Origin of the sequence: Streptomyces sp. NRRL S-378, assembly GCF_000720645.1 — a bacterium.
Taxonomy (GTDB): Bacteria; Actinomycetota; Actinomycetes; order Streptomycetales; family Streptomycetaceae; genus Streptomyces.
On sequence record NZ_JOBX01000037.1, the window covers coordinates 52,190 to 67,678 of the forward strand.

The window sequence follows — 15,489 nt, forward strand, 5'->3', positions numbered from 1 at the left end:
CGCTACAGCTTCTGCGCCGCCGCGATGCCCAGCGCCACGATCAGCGTCACCACGATGAACACGATCAGGCGCTGGCGCATCAGCTTCGGGTCGGGCCGCGAGGGACGCCGCCCCGCCCCCGTCGTCCTCGGCGCCGGGCGGCCGCCCGTGCGTCCCGCGGTCGGCCGGGAGGACGGCCCGCCGGGACTGCGCGGGTTGCGCGAGGAGGAGGGCCGCGAGTGCGGGCCGCCGGGCGCGCCGCCCTGCGGCCTGGGCCCGCCGCCGCCCGTACGGCGCTCCGTGCGCAGTTCCGCGTGGTCCGGGGAGCCCTCGGGCAGTCGTCCCGTCGGCCGTTCCACGCGGGCCCGCTGCGCCGGCGGGCGGCCGTCCGGCAGCCCCTGCGCCTCGCGGGCCGCGATCTCCTTGAGCCGCATCGACAGCTGGAGCGTGCTGGGGCGCTCCTCGGGGTCCTTGGCCAGGCAGGCCCGTACGAGGGGCGCCAGCGCGTCCGGGACGCCCTGCAGGTGCGGTTCCTCGTGCACCACGCGGTACAGCATGACCTCGGAACTGCCGTGTCCGAAGGGCGAGTCGGCGGTGGCTGCGTAGGCGAGCGTGGCGCCGAGGGCGAAGACGTCCGTGGCCGGGGTGACGGCGGCGCCGCGCACCTGTTCGGGGGCGAGGAAGCCGGGGGAGCCGACGGCCGTGCCCACGTGGGTGAGAGTGCTGGCGCCGGTCGCCCACGCGATCCCGAAGTCGATGATCCGGGGGCCCTTGGGGGACAGGAGGATGTTGGAGGGCTTGAGGTCGCGGTGGACGACTCCCGCCTCGTGTACGGCCACCAGACCCTCGGAGAGCGCGGCGCCGACGGCGGCGATCTGCGCGGCCGTCAGGGGGCCCTCCTCGGCCACCTTGTCGTGCAGCGAGGGCCCGGGCACGTACTGGGTGGCGAACCAGGGCCGCTCGGCCTCCAGGTCCGCGGCGACCAGGCGCGCCGTGCACCCGCCCCGGATCCGACGGGCCGCGGACACCTCGCGGGCGAACCGCGAACGGAACTCCTGGTCCTCGGCCAGGTCCGGCCGGATGACCTTGAGCGCGACGCGCTGCCCGCGCCGGTCCGATCCCAGGTAGACCACGCCCATGCCGCCGGCCCCGAGCCGCCGGTGCAGTCTGAACGAGCCGACGACACGCGGGTCCTCGCGCCGGAGCCGCATCATCGCCATGTCCACCCCGCTGACCGGTCGTCCTGTTGACGTGCCACAGCTTACGGACCATCCGGCATGCGTGCTCAGAGGCCGCGCCCTCGTCGGGAGATTCGATCGTCAGTGCGGCACGGCACACTTGAGGGAGCTTCAGCGATCCGGTCCGTCGCCGCGACCGGGGCCGACGACAGGTCCAAACGGCCCTTCGCGCAAGGGGATTGGCGCCCCCCAGCAGGTCGGAGCGCGCCGGAGTGCGCGCCGGAGCCGCCGCGACCCGAGTCGATCTTGCCGATGCCCGGCCGGCGGACACGCGTGAACAGGGAGTGACGGACGTGAGGGAAGTCACTACCCTCCGGTCATCCCCTCCGGGATGACCCCGACGCGAGGCGGACGGTCTCCACCCAGGGGAGTACACGGAAGGGTCGCCCTCATCCTCCCGGAGGCCCGGCAATGGGTACGAGGGCATGAGGCCTGCGGCCTTCCGCCCGCCTAGTGTTGAAGTCAAGCGGCGGGTGATGCACTCGTCCCCCGAGGTCAAGAGCCCGCCGCTGCCAGACGACAGGGAGAGGGCCATGGCGGGCATCGCACGGCAGGGGCGCAAGGCATTCGCGTTCAACAGCCATGAGTCCGGTACCCGCCACCCACTGGTGGCCGCGGCCATGGTCCTCCCCCTGGCCGCCCTGCTGCTCTTCCTCTTCGGAGGATTCGATCAGCTGGCGGCACAGGCGTCGTCCGTGGGCATGATGCCGGGGCGCTGAGCGGCGCCCCGGGCCCGGGAGAGCGGCCCGGGCCGGGACATCGGCCTGTCGTACCCCGTGGGGACGGGGGCGCGACGGACGGCAGGTGAAGGGTGCTGCCCGTACGACTGGGGAGTCGTACGGGCAGCACCCTTTTTGACGCTCCCGCAGGAGTCCGCGGGGGCCGGGATCCCGCGGGAGGTCCGCGCACCCGTGTGGCGGAACACGAAAGCCCCGGCCGTGGAAACGGCCGGGGCTCTCCGGTGGTGCGCGATACTGGGATTGAACCAGTGACCTCTTCCGTGTCAGGGAAGCGCTCTCCCGCTGAGCTAATCGCGCGGGACTGCGGCACGAAACCGCAGGTGGTGCGTGTACTGCGTGCGCGATACTGGGATTGAACCAGTGACCTCTTCCGTGTCAGGGAAGCGCTCTCCCGCTGAGCTAATCGCGCGGGGATCCTTGCGGATCAGTGGACGATACTGGGATTGAACCAGTGACCTCTTCCGTGTCAGGGAAGCGCTCTCCCGCTGAGCTAATCGTCCTTGGAGGTGGAGACGGGATTTGAACCCGTGTAGACGGCTTTGCAGGCCGTTGCCTCGCCTCTCGGCCACTCCACCATGGAGCTGCAGGGGTTCTCGGGAAGATCCCCCACTTCGAGCGGACGACGAGACTCGAACTCGCGACATCCACCTTGGCAAGGTGGTGCTCTACCAACTGAGCTACGTCCGCAGGTCACCTTGTTCGCTCCGGGGTTCTTCCCCCTTCGCTCCCTGGCGACGTGTTGAACTCTAGCGGATTACCGGGCCAGCTCAAAAACGCGTTTCCGCAGCGTGCTGCCGCACGATCACCACAGGTCACCCGTCCGTCACCGCACCGGCGCTCTCGCGTCGACGGTCATAGACTCGCAGCCGTGCACGACCTGCCACCCATGGCCCGCTTCGGCGGCCTCCTCGCGACCGACCTGCGGGATGTCACCAGTGATCCCGCCGCCCTCGACTCCACCGGCTTCTGGGCGGTGGCCGCCGACTTCGAAGGGCGCCTCGTCTGCGCGCGCTTCGGGGACGTACGGCCCGACCCCGTCCCCGCGCCCGTCCCCGGTGCCTGGGCCGGTCCCGACGCCGACCAGTGGACCTCCTCCCTCGACCGGGCCGCGTACGTCGCCGGGGTGCGCCGCATCCGCGAGCACATCGCGGCCGGCGAGGTCTACCAGGCCAACCTCTGCCGGGTGATGTCCGCGCCGCTGCCGCGCCCGGACCTCGCCGACGTCGACGCCCTCACCGCACTCCTCGCGCGCGGCAACCCCGCACCCTTTGCAGGAACGATTCGGCTCGCCGCTCACGGAGTGGAGATCGCCACCGCCTCGCCCGAGCTGTTCCTGCGCCGCGACGGCCGCCGGGTCGAGTCCGGACCCATCAAGGGGACGGGACGCACCGCAGAGGACCTCCTGCCCAAGGACCACGCCGAAAACGTGATGATCGTGGACCTCGTGCGCAACGACCTCGGCCGGGTGTGCGCCACGGGCTCCGTGACCGTTCCCGAGCTGTGCGCCGTCGAGGAGCACCCCGGCCTCGTCCACCTCGTCTCCACCGTGAGCGGCGAACTCGCCGACGGCGCCGGCTGGCCCGAACTCCTCGCAGCGACCTTCCCGCCCGGATCGGTCACCGGCGCACCCAAGTCCTCGGCGCTGCGGATCATCGAGGCCCTCGAGACCGCCCCGCGCGGCCCCTACTGCGGAGGCATCGGCTGGGTCGACGCGGACCGCGGCACCGGCGAGCTCGCGGTCGGGATCCGTACCTTCTGGATCGACCGGGAGGCCCCCGGAGGCCCCCGGCTGCTCTTCGGCACCGGAGCGGGCATCACCTGGGGGTCCGACCCCGACCGCGAATGGGCGGAGACCGAACTCAAGGCCGCCCGCCTGCTGCGGGTCGCGGCCGGCCGGGAGCCCATCGGCCCCCAGGGGGCGCACCACACCACCGGAAGGACCGCACCATGAAAATCTGGCTCGACGGAACCCTCAGGGACGTCGACGACGCCACGGTGTCCGTCCTCGACCACGGGCTCACCGTGGGCGACGGCGTCTTCGAGACGCTCAAGGCCGAGCGCGGCCGGGCCTTCGCGCTCACCCGCCACCTGGAGCGGCTGACCCGCTCGGCCCGCGGGCTCGGCCTCCCGGAGCCCGACCTCGACGAGGTGCGCCGGGCCTGCGCCGCCGTCCTGGAGGCCGAACCCGTCGAACACGGCCGCCTGCGCATCACCTATACCGGCGGCGTCGCCCCGCTCGGCTCCGACCGCGGCGACGCCGGCACCACCCTGATCGCCGCCGTCGCCGCCTCCCCCCGCCGCCCGGACACCACCGCCGTGATCACGGTCCCCTTCGTCCGCAACGAGCGCTCCGCCGTGGCCGGCCTGAAGACCACCTCGTACGCGGAGAACGTCGTCGCGCTCGCCGCGGCCCACCGGGCGGGCGCCTCCGAGGCGCTCCTGGCCAACACGGTCGGACGGCTCTGCGAGGGCACCGGGTCCAACGTCTTCGTCGTGCTCGACGGGGAACTGCACACCCCGCCCCTGGAATCCGGCTGCCTCCCCGGCATCACCCGGGCCCTCGTCGTCGACTGGGCCGGCGCCAAGGAGACCGACCTGCCCCTCGAGGCGCTCGAACAGGCCGAGGAGGTCTTCCTGACGTCCTCGCTGCGCGACGCCCAGGCGGTCGTCCGCCTCGACGGCCGGGACATCGCGACGGGGCCCGGACCGGTCACGGCCGAGGTCATGCGGATCTTCGAGGTGAAGGCCGGCGCCGACATCGATCCGTGAGCACCGGTGACGCGGAGCCGCGGGGCAGGTAGAACTCCAAGTGATGACCACCACCCTGCGGCCCGCGCAGCCGCTTCAGCGAAACAGCGACGGCACCCGGCGGCGGACCTACGAGGTCCGGGTCAACAGCCGTCGGGTCGGCACGCTCGAACTGGCCACCCGCTCCGCGGCCCAACCCGGCATCGGCGTGATCCGGGGGCTGTGGATCGACGAGGGCGACCGGCGGCGCGGACGCGGCACGGTGGCCGCGCTCGCCGCCGAGGAGGTGCTGCGCTCCTGGCGCTGCACCGGGGTCACCGTGTCGGTGCCCGCGGACGCCGGACCGGCGCTGCGGATGGCCGCGGCCCTCGGCTACCGGGAGACCGGCCGGATCATGGTCAAGGACCTGCCGGCGCAGCCGCCGGTCCTTCCGGCGGGCAGCGTGGGGCGGCCGATGACCCGGGCCGAGTACGACGCCTGGCTGGAGCCGGGCATCGTGGAGTACGGCCGCCGGCTCGTCGCCCCGGGCATGACCGACGAGCAGGGCGTGGCGGCCTCCCGCGCCGAACACGCCAGGATGCTGCCCGACGGCCCGGACACCCCCGGGACGCACGTCCTCCTGCTGGAGACCGCGGCGGGGGAGGCCCTGGGCACGCTGTGGGTGGGGGAGTGCGAGCTGCCCGGCCTCGGCCCGGTCCCGTACGTGTACGACGTGAAGGTCGCGCCCGAACACCGCGGGCAGGGCCACGGGCGCAGCCTCATGCTCCTCGCCGAGCGGACCGTCCTGGCCGCCGGGGGGAGCCGGCTGGGCCTGCACGTGGTCGAGGGCAACACCCCGGCCCGGCGGCTCTACGAGTCGCTCGGGTACCGGGACATCGCCGTGAACGCCGCGAAGGAGCTGATCTAGGTCGGCGCGGGGGAGCCGGCCGGTCAGGCGGCGAGGAGACGGTCGACGATCTCCTCGATGCGGGCGCGCAGGCCCTCCTGGCTCTTGCCGCCGTCCAGGCGCTCGCCGTCGATCACGTACGTCGGCGTGCCGGTCACGCCGATGGCCTTGCCCTCGGCCTGGTCGGCGTCGACGATCAGGATGTGCCGTCCGTCGATCAGGGCGGTGTCGAACTCCTCGACGTCGAGGCCCAGGCCGCGGGCCACGTCCAGCAGCACCGGCTCACCCCGCTCGGCCAGCTCCGCCGTGCGGGCCAGCAGGGCCTCCGCGTAGGGCCAGCCCTGCCCCTGCTCGGCGGCCTCCTCGGCGGCCTGCGCGGCGGCGAAGGCGTGCTTGTGCTTCTCCAGGGGGAAGTGGCGCAGCCGGATGTCCAGCCGGTCGCCGTAGCGGGCCCGCAGGGCGCGGACGTCGTCCAGGGCGCGGTGGCAGTCCGGGCACTGCAGTTCGCACCAGACGTCGAGGATCACGGAATCGGTCATGCGGACAGTCTCCCAGCCCCCACCCGCCCCGCCGACCGGCACCTCGGGAGGAGGCCGACCCCTAGGGGGCGTCCCGGGGGTGCCCCAGATCTCCCGGAGATCCGCGCGGGGGAGGCCCGGAGCCTGGCCGCTGCGGCGGCGGGCGGTGCACGATGGATGGACGGACGGGACACACCTCTCCGCCGCCGAGAGTCCGGAGGACCGCATGCTTGCCGAGACCATTTGCTCCGCGGTGTCCGCGGCGGGCCTGGGCATCGCCGTGGTGACCGCCTACCGCAGGCGGTTCCTGGCCGCCGCGCGGATCGCCGCGTACTCGCTGGTGCCCGTCGGCCTCGTGATGACGGGTGTCGTGGAGTGGCTGACCGGCATCGTCTTCAATCCGACGGTCTGGATCGGCTTCGGGCTGCTGGGGCTGGCCTGGCTGATCCTGTTCACCACCCGCGCCGTCGAGCGGCGCAGCCCGGTCGGGTCCGGGAAGCCCGCGAAGAAGCAGGCGAAGGCGGGCGCCTCCCCGGACGCCGCCGCCCCGGCCGCCTCCAAGCCCTCCCTGGGGACCGCCGCCGCGCCCCGCCGTGACCAGCCGTCCACCACCCCCGAGGACGATTTCTCCGACATCGAGGCCATCCTCAAGAAGCACGGCATCTGACCACCACGCCCGCGGCGGGGTGGTCAGCCGGTCAGCGCTTCCTGGTCCGCTTCCGCTGCGGGTTGTTCCAGTCGCCCCGGTGCTTCTGGCAGCGGGGGTAGCCGATCATGGCGGGATTCCGGCGCGGCTTGCCGGTCTTGGTCCTGGTCGACCCACACGTGACCTGATGGCCCACGGGCCCTCCCCTTCCTCGAGCTGAGCGTCGCTGGGCGCAGAAGGAGCGGCTGAACGGCCTGGCGTCGCGGCCGCCCGTGTCCCCCGGAGACAGTGGTCGAGGCCTCCGGCAGTCGCCAGGGCGTACGTCGGGGGCGTGCGGCGCAGGCCGCGGGCGCGATGACGGCGCGCGGCGCCGAGCGGACGAGAGCACGGCGGGCCGGGTGGGGGAGCGGGATCGCCATACGTCCACAAGATCGAGCGAACTGCCGCGCGAGTGTTGGCGTGTTGGAGGGTGCGGGGCGGTTCGCTGCGCCATCATCGGCGCGACATGTTCGAGACATCGCAGAGTGACCCCGCGGTGCCCGTCCCGGTACCCGACCCCGTCGCCGACGAGCCGCGAGGCTGTCTGTTCGCGCTCTCCCAGCCGCCCCTGATGATCTTCCTAGCGGTGATCGGGATCCTGCTGCTGCTCGCCGCCGTGCACGATCTCTTCCTGCTCTGACGGTCCCGCGTCGGCCTCCTTGCGGCGGGCCCGGTACGCCGCCACGTGCAGCCGGTTCCCGCAGGTCCGGCTGTCGCAGTAGCGCCGGGAGCGGTTCCGCGAGAGGTCCACGAAGGCGCGCCGGCAGTCGGGGGCCTCGCAGCGGCGCAGCCGCTCCTGCTCGCCGGAGACCACGATGAAGGCCAGTGCCATGCCGCCGTCGGCCGCCAGGTGGTCGCCCACCGACGCGCCGGGCGCGAAGTAGTGCACGTGCCAGTCGTAGCCGTCGTGGTCGGTCAGCTGCGGGGTGGTGCCGGCGGTCGCCACGAGCTCGTTGATCAGCACGGACGCGGCACGGGCGGTCGGCGCAGCGAAGACCTGGGCGAACTTCGAGCGCACGGTCCGGACGCCGGCCAGATCGCGGGCGCCGAGCTCACCGACGTCGCTGATCGAGTACTCCTGGACGAAGCCGCGCAGCGCGCCGATGTCCGAGAGCCCGTCGGGCTGGTCCGGTTCCGCCGCGGTGTTCACCAGCGCGACGACGACGTCGAGCGCGCGACGGGTGTCGTGTGGGATCTGCACGGTGTCTCCCTGGGGGCCGGGCCTGCGGCGACGGGCGTGCCGCCGATGCCGCCCGACAATAGCCGGTCCCCGCGCAGCACACAGGCGCCGTCCTCGCGGGTGGCTTCCGCGGGAACAGCGCCGGCGCAGGCGTATGTGGTTGTCCGCTCCGCACCGTCGCCCCGAGTCGGACGGTGTCGAGCGGCCGTGAGCCTGGCTCAGCTTTCGGCCAGGATGTGGGAGAGCTCCTTGTCGAGGTCGAAGTGCCGGTGCTCGGTCCCGGGTGGAACCGCGGCGTCCGTCCGCTTGAGGAACGACTCCAGGGCTCGGGCGGGTGCTTCGAGAAGCGCTTCTCCCTCCGGTGAGCTCAGGGCGATGCAGACGACGCCCTGACCGTGACTGCGGGAGGGCCAGACGCGGACGTCGCCGGTACCGGTGGGCCGGTGGAGGCCCTCCGCGAGGAGGTCGCGGGCGAACACCCATTCGACCGTCTCCTCGGCGCCGGTGTGGAAGGTGGCGTGCACGGCGTAGGGGTCGGCCGTGTCATACCGCAGGCCCGCGGGAACAGGCAGTGAGGACTCGCTCGACACAACGAGGCGCAGGTGCAGCTCGCAGCTGACCGTGGTGTTCATAAGCGCCAGGGCCTTTCGCTCAGTGTGCGCTCGGGGATTCGCACGTCGGCGAAATCGACATGCCACCTACGGTGTCGTTGTAAACCCCTCTGACCGTTTTGCGGACCTCTGGGTCCCTCGGACGGCGGATCCAAACCATCGTTCCCGTGTGCTTCGAGCTCGGGTAGATTCGACCTATGAATACGGGGAGTGACCGCGGAACGAACGAGTCCGCTGCCGGCGACACCACCACGGAAACCACCGCGCAGACCGCCGCAGACACCACTGCGGAGACAGCCGGCACCGCCGGCACCGCCGGCACCGCCGGCGCCGACGGGACCGCGGAGGAAACGCCGCACGTCTCGAAGGCGCCCGCCTTCATCAAGGCCCGCAGGACCCTGCACCTCAGCTGGCAGGTCGGCGTCTTCGTCGTCGGCCTCGCGGTGATCGCCGCGGGCGTCGCCATGCTCGTCCTGCCCGGCCCCGGCTGGGTGGCGATCTTCGCGGGCCTGGCGATCTGGGCCACCGAGTTCGCCTGGGCCCACCTCGTGCTGCGCTGGACCAAGCGCAAGGTCACCGAGGCCGCCCAGAAGGCGCTCGACCCGAAGGTGCGCCGCCGCAACATCATCCTGACCACCACGGGCCTCGTCATCGCGGGCGCCCTGATCGGCTTCTACCTGTGGAAGTACGGGCTCGTCCTGCCCTGGGACCTCAAGGACCAGTGATGGTCTCAGAGCACCGCTGACATGGGGTAATGTTTGCGGTGCGTCCGGGCGATTAGCTCAGTGGGAGAGCACTTCGTTCACACCGAAGGGGTCACTGGTTCGAACCCAGTATCGCCCACCCGGACCAGAGGCCCGGAGACATTCACCGTCTCCGGGCCTCTGGCGTTCCCGCCCTACCGCAGCCGCCCGATCGCGGCCCGCAGCCTGCGGGCGTCCCGCAGGCGCTTCTCGTACGTCGCCCCCACCACCAGCAGCAGCACGCCCGCCAGGGCCGGCGGCACCCAGCGCGGCAGCGCCCCCGCGACCTGCACCACGTACGGCGCCAGCTCGTGCACCGCCACCGCCGCCACTACCGCGCCGCCCAGCAGGAGCGGGGCCTGCAGCCGCCGGTGCGCACCCGCCAGGGTCACCGCCAGCGCCGCCGCACCCAGCACCAGCGGGCGCACCCAGCCCGTGTCCCCCCAGGCCGCCAGCAGGCTCGGCACCAGCGTCGCCGCCAGACCCGGTCCGTACGCCGTCCACGACGAGGCCTGCGCGTCCCGGCGCCGCCGCAGGAAGCCCACCGCGAGGGCGGGCAGCGTGACCGGCAGGGTGTAGGCCTCCGGCGCCGTCACGCCCGCCTCCGCCAGCCGCACCCACGTCGCCGCCACGAACAGCGCCCCCGCCGCCCAGCCCAGCACCCGCCGCTCCGGCCGCACCGCGGCGCCCGCGCAGACCACCCCGGCCAGCGCCAGGGACAGGGCCAGCGTCCCCGGCCGCCCCGCGGCCAGGACCAGCGCCAGGACACCCGACACCGCCGCCGCGATCTCCGCCGGCAGTCGTACGGCGCCCAGCCGCGGCCCGAGAGCCGCCACCGACGCCGGCACCGCGAGGACCGGCAGCGCCCACCAGACCACCGCCAGGTCCGACACCGCGGCCACGGCCACCAGCAGCCCCGTCGCACAGCCGACCGCGTACACGGCCGCCCCCGACCGGACCCACCGCGCCGCGGGCTCGTACGCCGCTCCCGCGGCGCAGCCCGCGCCCAGCAGCCCCCACACCGCGAAGGTCGCCGCGCGGCCGTCCAGCGCCCCCAGGGACACGTTCGCGGCCCCCGCCAGCGTGCACGCCGCCGCGGCGATCCGGGCACCCCTCGACGGGGAGCGCACGGCCAGGACCCCCGCCGCCCCCGTCACCGCGAGCTGCACGGCGAACACCACCGCCACCGGCAACCCCAGCAGCACCGGCGCCGTGAACAGCCCCGCCCAGGCCAGGACCACCGCCACCACGCCGGACTCGGGCCGCGCCGACACCCGCGCCAGCCACCAGGCCGCCCCCGCCGTCATCAGCAGCGCGACCGCGGCCGACGCCCCCGGACCGTACGGATCCGCCACCGGGGCGGTCGCCGCCCACACCTCCTCCAGCACCCGCAGCCGCGCCACCAGCACCGGCACCGCCGCCGCACCCGCCGCCAGCGCACCCAGGGCGCCCACCACCGCACCGGCCAGGACCGACCCGCGCCGGACCGCCTCCGGCAGCGCGGGCACCCGTAGCGCCGCCAGCAGCGGCAGACCCACCAGCAGATGCGCCACCACCGCCCAGCCCGGCTCGAGCTCCGGCCGGGCCACGCCGGCCACCGCCACCACCGCCGCCACGGCACCCACCGGCGCCGCCGCCCGGGCGCGCGGCTCACGCCACGCCGCCGCCGTACCCAGCGCCGCACCCGCCAGCAGCAGCGCCGCCGGCGCCAGGGCCTGCGCCGCCGAGTCCGCCGACCACGACCGGGCCGCCCCGACGAGCAGCGCCGCCGAGCCCAGCACGGCCGCCGGGACTGCCGCCGCGCGGACCCGCAGCGCCAGCGCCGCGTCCAGCGCCGCCGTCACCAGCAGCGCCCAGCCGAGCCCCAGCGGGCCCGCCTCCCCGGCGACCGCCGCCAGCGGCAGCGGCAGCTGCGCCGCGACCACCGCCGCCGGCAGCGGGAGCCGCAGCGTGCGCAGCGCCGACCCGTACCCGGCCCACACCGCGGCCAGCACCGCCGCCGCGCCGGCCGCGTACCCGGTGCCGTCCGTGTCCGGCATGCCGACCGCGTACAGCGCGTACGCGTCCAGCACCGTCAGCAGCAGACCCACCGCGGCCACCGACTCCGCCGTCGACCGCAGCCCGCGGCGCAGCAGCACCACGGGGGCGGCCAACGCCGCCGCCGTCACCACACCCAGCACCGCCGAGCGCCCGGCGATCCCCATGGATCCCCAGCTGACCAGCGTGAACGCCAGCGCGGCCACGGCCAGCAGCACCGCGCCCAGCGTGAGGAGCACGTTCTGCGCGCTGGGGGCCGAAGCCTCCTTCGGGGGCCCCGCGGACCAGGCGGGCGGGCCGGACGCGGCGGGTCCCCAGCCGACCGGCACCGCACCCGGCTGCTGGAGCAGACGCAGCAGCCAGTCCCGGCGGCCCAGCAAGTACAGGCGCCGGGCATCGAGTTGGGCCAGCTCACGGTCGATGAGCGCCAGCTCTTCGGCCGGCGGCAGAGGCGAGTTCATATGCGGAGTGTGGCCCCCGTCACCCGGTCAGGACATGGGCGGGGGTACTCAAGTACGTACTGAGTACCCCCGGGCGGGGCCCGGCGGGGGAAGCGGTTTGAACCAGCCCCGAGGCTTCTGTATTGTTCAGTGCGTTCCCGGGCGATTAGCTCAGCGGGAGAGCACTTCGTTCACACCGAAGGGGTCACTGGTTCGATCCCAGTATCGCCCACCGGGTCAGGCCGGTCCGTCGACGACGGACCGGCCTTCCGCATGTCCGGGGCCGTGCCGTCCTACGCGGCCGCCGACAGGTCCGGCCGCAGCGGCCAGTGCGGGTCCACCGCCTCCGGGGTCCCCTGCCGCGCGAACCACGCCTGCAGCCCGCGCGCCTGCGCCGCGTGCCACACCGCCTGGAGCGTGTGCAGTTCGGCCGGCGTCAGCCGCTCCAGCCGCGAGGCGAACCGGCGGCCCACCGCCCGTACGAGCTCCAGCGAGGCCATGGCGTCCGCCGCCGCGTCGTGCGCGCCCTCCAGGTCGATCCCGTAGTGCGCGCACAGGTCCGTCAGCGTCCGGCGGCCCTTGCGGTACCGGTCCAGATGCTTGTCCAGCACCCGCGGATCCAGCACCGTCAGCGGCCGGTTGTCCAGGTACCGCGACAACGACGACGCGCGGTGCCGGCGCAACTCCCGGTCCAGCAGGGTCAGGTCGAACGGCGCGTTCATCACCACCACCGGCCGGCCCGCGACCTGCTGCTCCCCGAGCGCACGGGCTATCTCCTCCACCACCGGCGCCGGCCAGCGCCCGTGGCGCTGCAGGTGCTCGTCGGTGAGGCCGTGCACTTCCGTCGCGCCCGGGGGAACCGGAACGCCGGGATTGACCAGCCAGCGCGTCGTGCGGACCCGGCCGCCCGCGCACTCCTGCACGATGAGCGCGGCGGACACGATCCGGTCCTGCTCCACGTCCACCCCGGTGGTCTCCGTGTCGAATGCGGCCAGCGGGCCCTCATACCAGCGTGTCATGGCGAACTCCTCGTCCCCGGTCGGCAGTTGGGGTGCAGCCGGGCGCCGCCGCCTCGGAACGTGCCGCCCCTGCCCGAATCGGTGATACCCGGGCTGTTTGTTCCGTACGCCGTTTGCGGCGACCCGGGTGCGGAGACAACAACCATGGGGGACCGTACACATGACCGGTCGTCACCCCACCCACCACCCAGAGCAGAGCCCGGAAGGCATGGGGAGCCGGTCATGGCGCTCGCACAGCCCGAACCGGGCGGGGTGCTGGCGGGGCAGATCGATCCGCGGACCGGTACCGGTGCGGGCGCACCGGACGGGACGCGGGCCGTACCGCTGCGCGGCACACTCGCCACCACCGCATGCATGGAGACCCTCCAGGTGGGATACCTGCACGCCGTCGCCGCCGCGGCCGGCTGCTCGCTGTCCCAGCCCTTCCCCGACAACGGCGTCGACTGGCACGTCAGCCACGGCGCCCCCGAGCACGTCGTCGACGACGAGGTCACCGTCAAGGTGCAGTTGAAGGCGACCTACCAGGTACCGCCCCGGCCGCCCGGACCCACCTTCGCCTTCACCCTCGACAACGAGCACCTCGTGAAGCTGGCCCGCACCCCGGTCGCCGTCCACAAGATCCTCGTCGTGATGCTCGTCCCGCGGGAGCGCGACCAGTGGCTCGCCGCCGGACACGACCGGCTCGACCTGCGGCACTGCTGCTACTGGACCAATCTCGCCGGACACCCCGTGACCGGCCGGCGCCGGACCACCGTACGGATCCCCACTGCGCGGATCTTCGACGACCGGGCGCTGTGCGAGATCATGACCCGGGTCGGGTCGGGAGGGACACCCTGATGCACCGGCACCCGCCGAACCTCGAACCGCTGTTGCCCCCGGACCACGGGAACCACGGGCACTTCCCCGACTTCCCGGGCTTCCCGCGCTCCGCCGCGCCCGATCCCGGACAGGTCGACCCCGCCGTGCTCGGCGCGCTGCTGCACCGGCACGGCTGGCTGCGCCGGGGCGGCGCCGCCGGACGGTACGGGCGCTGGACACCGCCCGGGCACGGCGGCACCAGCGTGCTCGTCCCCGAGAACCGGGCCTTCCCCGACTGCGCCGACCTGCTGGAGGAGGCGCTGACCGCGCTGTCGCGCAGCACGCTCCCGTCGGCGCGGGAGGTGCTCTACGGGCTGAGCGTGCCCAGTGACGAGGTCCGCTGGGAGCGGGAGGTCCCGCCGGGGGCGTACGGGCTGGGCGGCGAGGCGGCCTGGACGGTGCAGGAGCAACTGCGCTCGGCCGCCCGGCAGCTGCTGCTGGCGGGGGCGCTCGCGGCGCGGGCGAGGGCCGGCTACTACGGCGCCCGCCATCGTGCGCAGGCCGAACGGGCCCTGGACACGGTCCTGGTGGGGCCGCAGCCGGGCGGTCGGCGGCTGAGCGCGTACGTGCCGGTGGACGGCGGGCGGGGCACCGTGACGCGGTTGCACCACGCGCTGCACGCGGCCCGCGAGGCCGTGGACTACCAGCGGGCCACCGGCGGGATGGAGGCCTTCGACGCCGCCGTCGCGGCAGGGGTCAGCCGGGAGCTCGCCGAGGCGCTGATCGCGCTGGTGCGGGGCTCGGAGGGCGCCCGCGTCGCACTCGCCTGGGCGCCGGCGGCCGGGGTCCCGGCGGGCTGCGCGGCCCGGCCGGAGCCGGTGGAGTTCTCCCCGGGCGACCTGCCGGTGCTGCGGGAGGCGGCCGCGCGCTACACCCGCGACGAGCCGGCCGTGCAGGTCCGCGTCGCGGGGGCGGTGGTCCGGATGCGGCGCTCCGCCCCGGGCGGAGGGGGCACGGTGCGGCTGCGGGTCCTGGCCGGGGCGGAGGTCCCGTACGTACGCGCCGCGCTCGACGAGGAGGCGTACCGGGTGGCCGGCCACGCGCACCTGGTGGGCCTGCCGATCCGGATCAGCGGACTGCTGCAGCGCCGGGGCGGCTTCCGCCGGCTCACCGATGCCACGGACGTGAGTCCCGTCCCGCTGGACGAGGTCGAGCGGGACCGCCTCATGAAGACCCTGGACGAGTCCCTGGACCCTGCGGACGTGCTGCCGTCGGACGACTGAAGGAGGCCATGACCAGACCCGGGGCGGGGGAGAAGTCCGGGCCCCGGGCGAAGCCCAGCGCCTCGTAGAGGCGGACGGCCGGGGTGTTGGCGGCTCCGGTGGTCACCTGGACCGGGCGACCGGGGAAGAGCTCGGCCAGGGCGTGGCGCAGCAGCAGGGAGGCGATGCCCCGGCGGAAGAAGGCGGGGGCCACGCAGAGCCGGTCGATGCCGATGCCGGTGCCGTCGTTCGGCTCCTCCTCCCAGGCGAGGAACCCGGCCAGCTCCCCGTCCTCGGCGACGGCCCCGACCCAGTGCAGTGCCTGCGCGCGCATCTCGGCGAGGCTCTCGCGCAGGGCGGGGATCCCGTCGAAGCCGATCAGCTCCGCCTCGACGGTGTACGCGGCCCGGCCGATCCGGTGCACGGCGGCGGCGGTGGCGTCGTCGCTCAGGTCCAGGGAACGGATCTGCGGGCTCGGCATACGGGTCCCTCCGGGGGCTGGGGCGGCCCCTCACGCTACCGGGGCCCTCCGCGGGCGCCGGCGAATTACCACCGGGGCCGGGGCCGGGGCCGGGACCGGGGCGGGGGCCGGGGCTCGGTGGCGC

Annotated in this window: 16 protein-coding genes and 7 tRNA genes; 11 read left to right on the plus strand and 12 right to left on the minus strand. The window is 74.2% G+C overall.

Annotated features, from left to right (window positions below; translation table 11 throughout):
- Positions 1-2 precede the first annotated feature (2 nt).
- Positions 3-1,199 carry a serine/threonine-protein kinase gene (locus IH80_RS0124375; protein WP_078906728.1) on the minus strand — a complete coding sequence of 399 codons (1,197 nt, stop codon included), beginning with the start codon at positions 1,197-1,199 and terminating at the stop codon, positions 3-5.
- A gap of 551 nt (positions 1,200-1,750) precedes the next feature.
- On the opposite strand from IH80_RS0124375, the gene IH80_RS0124380 reads away from it, so the two are divergent.
- Positions 1,751-1,936, plus strand: a complete 186-nt coding sequence (locus IH80_RS0124380) for a hypothetical protein (RefSeq protein ID WP_030032802.1) — start codon at positions 1,751-1,753, stop codon at positions 1,934-1,936.
- Between the two features lie 243 nt (positions 1,937-2,179).
- On the opposite strand, the gene IH80_RS0124385 is transcribed toward IH80_RS0124380, so the two are convergent.
- The 5 genes from IH80_RS0124385 to IH80_RS0124405 all read right to left on the minus strand — a co-directional run bounded on the left by IH80_RS0124385 (position 2,180) and on the right by IH80_RS0124405 (position 2,644).
- Positions 2,180-2,254 (minus strand) — tRNA-Val (locus IH80_RS0124385).
- A gap of 40 nt (positions 2,255-2,294) precedes the next feature.
- Positions 2,295-2,366, minus strand: a tRNA-Val gene (locus tag IH80_RS0124390).
- A gap of 19 nt (positions 2,367-2,385) precedes the next feature.
- Positions 2,386-2,457 (minus strand) — tRNA-Val (locus tag IH80_RS0124395).
- A gap of 1 nt (position 2,458) precedes the next feature.
- A tRNA-Cys gene (locus IH80_RS0124400) sits at positions 2,459-2,532 on the minus strand.
- A 39-nt stretch (positions 2,533-2,571) separates the two neighbouring features.
- A tRNA-Gly gene (locus tag IH80_RS0124405) sits at positions 2,572-2,644 on the minus strand.
- Positions 2,645-2,825: 181 nt separating this feature from the next.
- On the opposite strand from IH80_RS0124405, the gene IH80_RS0124410 reads away from it, so the two are divergent.
- Genes IH80_RS0124410 through IH80_RS0124420 form a run of 3 tightly spaced genes read left to right on the plus strand, consistent with a single transcriptional unit; the run spans position 2,826 to position 5,612 of the window.
- The gene (locus tag IH80_RS0124410) at positions 2,826-3,908 is read left to right on the plus strand and encodes a chorismate-binding protein (protein ID WP_030963306.1); all 1,083 of its coding nucleotides are present in this window, start codon (positions 2,826-2,828) and stop codon (positions 3,906-3,908) included.
- Positions 3,905-4,726, plus strand: a complete 822-nt coding sequence (locus IH80_RS0124415; protein WP_030963307.1) for an aminotransferase class IV — start codon at positions 3,905-3,907, stop codon at positions 4,724-4,726. Before IH80_RS0124410 ends, IH80_RS0124415 begins: the two co-directional genes overlap by 4 nt.
- A 43-nt stretch (positions 4,727-4,769) precedes the next feature.
- The gene (locus IH80_RS0124420; protein WP_030963308.1) at positions 4,770-5,612 is read left to right on the plus strand and encodes a GNAT family N-acetyltransferase; all 843 of its coding nucleotides are present in this window, start codon (positions 4,770-4,772) and stop codon (positions 5,610-5,612) included.
- 23 nt (positions 5,613-5,635) lie between these two features.
- Here IH80_RS0124420 and IH80_RS0124425 read toward each other — a convergent pair whose 3' ends face one another.
- Positions 5,636-6,130, minus strand: coding sequence for a DsbA family protein (locus IH80_RS0124425; RefSeq protein ID WP_030963310.1), 495 nt, complete (start codon positions 6,128-6,130; stop codon positions 5,636-5,638).
- 205 nt (positions 6,131-6,335) lie between these two features.
- Here IH80_RS0124425 and IH80_RS0124430 point away from each other — a divergent pair, with 205 nt between their 5' ends.
- Both IH80_RS0124430 and IH80_RS42645 read left to right on the plus strand, forming a co-directional pair.
- Entirely contained in the window at positions 6,336-6,776 is a 441-nt protein-coding gene (locus tag IH80_RS0124430) for a hypothetical protein (RefSeq protein ID WP_030963312.1), read from the plus strand.
- A 484-nt stretch (positions 6,777-7,260) separates the two neighbouring features.
- On the plus strand, positions 7,261-7,434 hold the full coding sequence (locus tag IH80_RS42645) for a hypothetical protein (RefSeq protein WP_173675212.1): 174 nt from the start codon (positions 7,261-7,263) through the stop codon (positions 7,432-7,434).
- On the opposite strand, the gene IH80_RS0124440 is transcribed toward IH80_RS42645, so the two are convergent.
- Together IH80_RS0124440 and IH80_RS0124445 are read right to left on the minus strand one after the other, a co-directional pair.
- The gene (locus tag IH80_RS0124440) at positions 7,375-7,995 is read right to left on the minus strand and encodes a CGNR zinc finger domain-containing protein (protein WP_030963313.1); all 621 of its coding nucleotides are present in this window, start codon (positions 7,993-7,995) and stop codon (positions 7,375-7,377) included. The two genes, IH80_RS42645 and IH80_RS0124440, sit on opposite strands and share 60 nt — an antisense overlap.
- 197 nt (positions 7,996-8,192) lie before the next feature.
- A complete protein-coding gene (locus IH80_RS0124445; RefSeq protein WP_030011909.1) occupies positions 8,193-8,606 on the minus strand; it encodes an SsgA family sporulation/cell division regulator in 414 nt (137 codons plus the stop codon).
- A gap of 176 nt (positions 8,607-8,782) precedes the next feature.
- Between IH80_RS0124445 and IH80_RS0124450 the strand changes: the two genes are divergently transcribed.
- Together IH80_RS0124450 and IH80_RS0124455 are read left to right on the plus strand one after the other, a co-directional pair.
- Entirely contained in the window at positions 8,783-9,310 is a 528-nt protein-coding gene (locus tag IH80_RS0124450) for a TIGR02611 family protein (protein WP_030963314.1), read from the plus strand.
- A 46-nt stretch (positions 9,311-9,356) separates the two neighbouring features.
- Positions 9,357-9,428 (plus strand) — tRNA-Val (locus IH80_RS0124455).
- A gap of 55 nt (positions 9,429-9,483) precedes the next feature.
- On the opposite strand, the gene IH80_RS0124460 is transcribed toward IH80_RS0124455, so the two are convergent.
- On the minus strand, positions 9,484-11,826 hold the full coding sequence (locus tag IH80_RS0124460) for an SCO7613 C-terminal domain-containing membrane protein (protein WP_030963315.1): 2,343 nt from the start codon (positions 11,824-11,826) through the stop codon (positions 9,484-9,486).
- A 139-nt stretch (positions 11,827-11,965) separates the two neighbouring features.
- Between IH80_RS0124460 and IH80_RS0124465 the strand changes: the two genes are divergently transcribed.
- Positions 11,966-12,037 (plus strand) — tRNA-Val (locus IH80_RS0124465).
- Between the two features lie 61 nt (positions 12,038-12,098).
- Here IH80_RS0124465 and IH80_RS0124470 read toward each other — a convergent pair.
- A complete protein-coding gene (locus tag IH80_RS0124470; RefSeq protein WP_030963316.1) occupies positions 12,099-12,824 on the minus strand; it encodes a 3'-5' exonuclease in 726 nt (241 codons plus the stop codon).
- Positions 12,825-13,046: 222 nt separating this feature from the next.
- Between IH80_RS0124470 and IH80_RS0124475 the strand changes: the two genes are divergently transcribed.
- Positions 13,047-13,661 carry a DUF4365 domain-containing protein gene (locus IH80_RS0124475; RefSeq protein ID WP_030963318.1) on the plus strand — a complete coding sequence of 205 codons (615 nt, stop codon included), beginning with the start codon at positions 13,047-13,049 and terminating at the stop codon, positions 13,659-13,661.
- Positions 13,661-14,905: a hypothetical protein gene (locus tag IH80_RS0124480; RefSeq protein WP_234432372.1), complete on the plus strand. Its 1,245-nt coding sequence runs from the start codon at positions 13,661-13,663 to the stop codon at positions 14,903-14,905. Before IH80_RS0124475 ends, IH80_RS0124480 begins: the two co-directional genes overlap by 1 nt.
- Here the strand turns inward: IH80_RS0124480 and IH80_RS0124485 are convergent.
- A complete protein-coding gene (locus IH80_RS0124485) occupies positions 14,847-15,365 on the minus strand; it encodes a GNAT family N-acetyltransferase (protein WP_051809877.1) in 519 nt (172 codons plus the stop codon). The two genes, IH80_RS0124480 and IH80_RS0124485, sit on opposite strands and share 59 nt — an antisense overlap.
- Between the last annotated feature and the right edge of the window lie 124 nt (positions 15,366-15,489).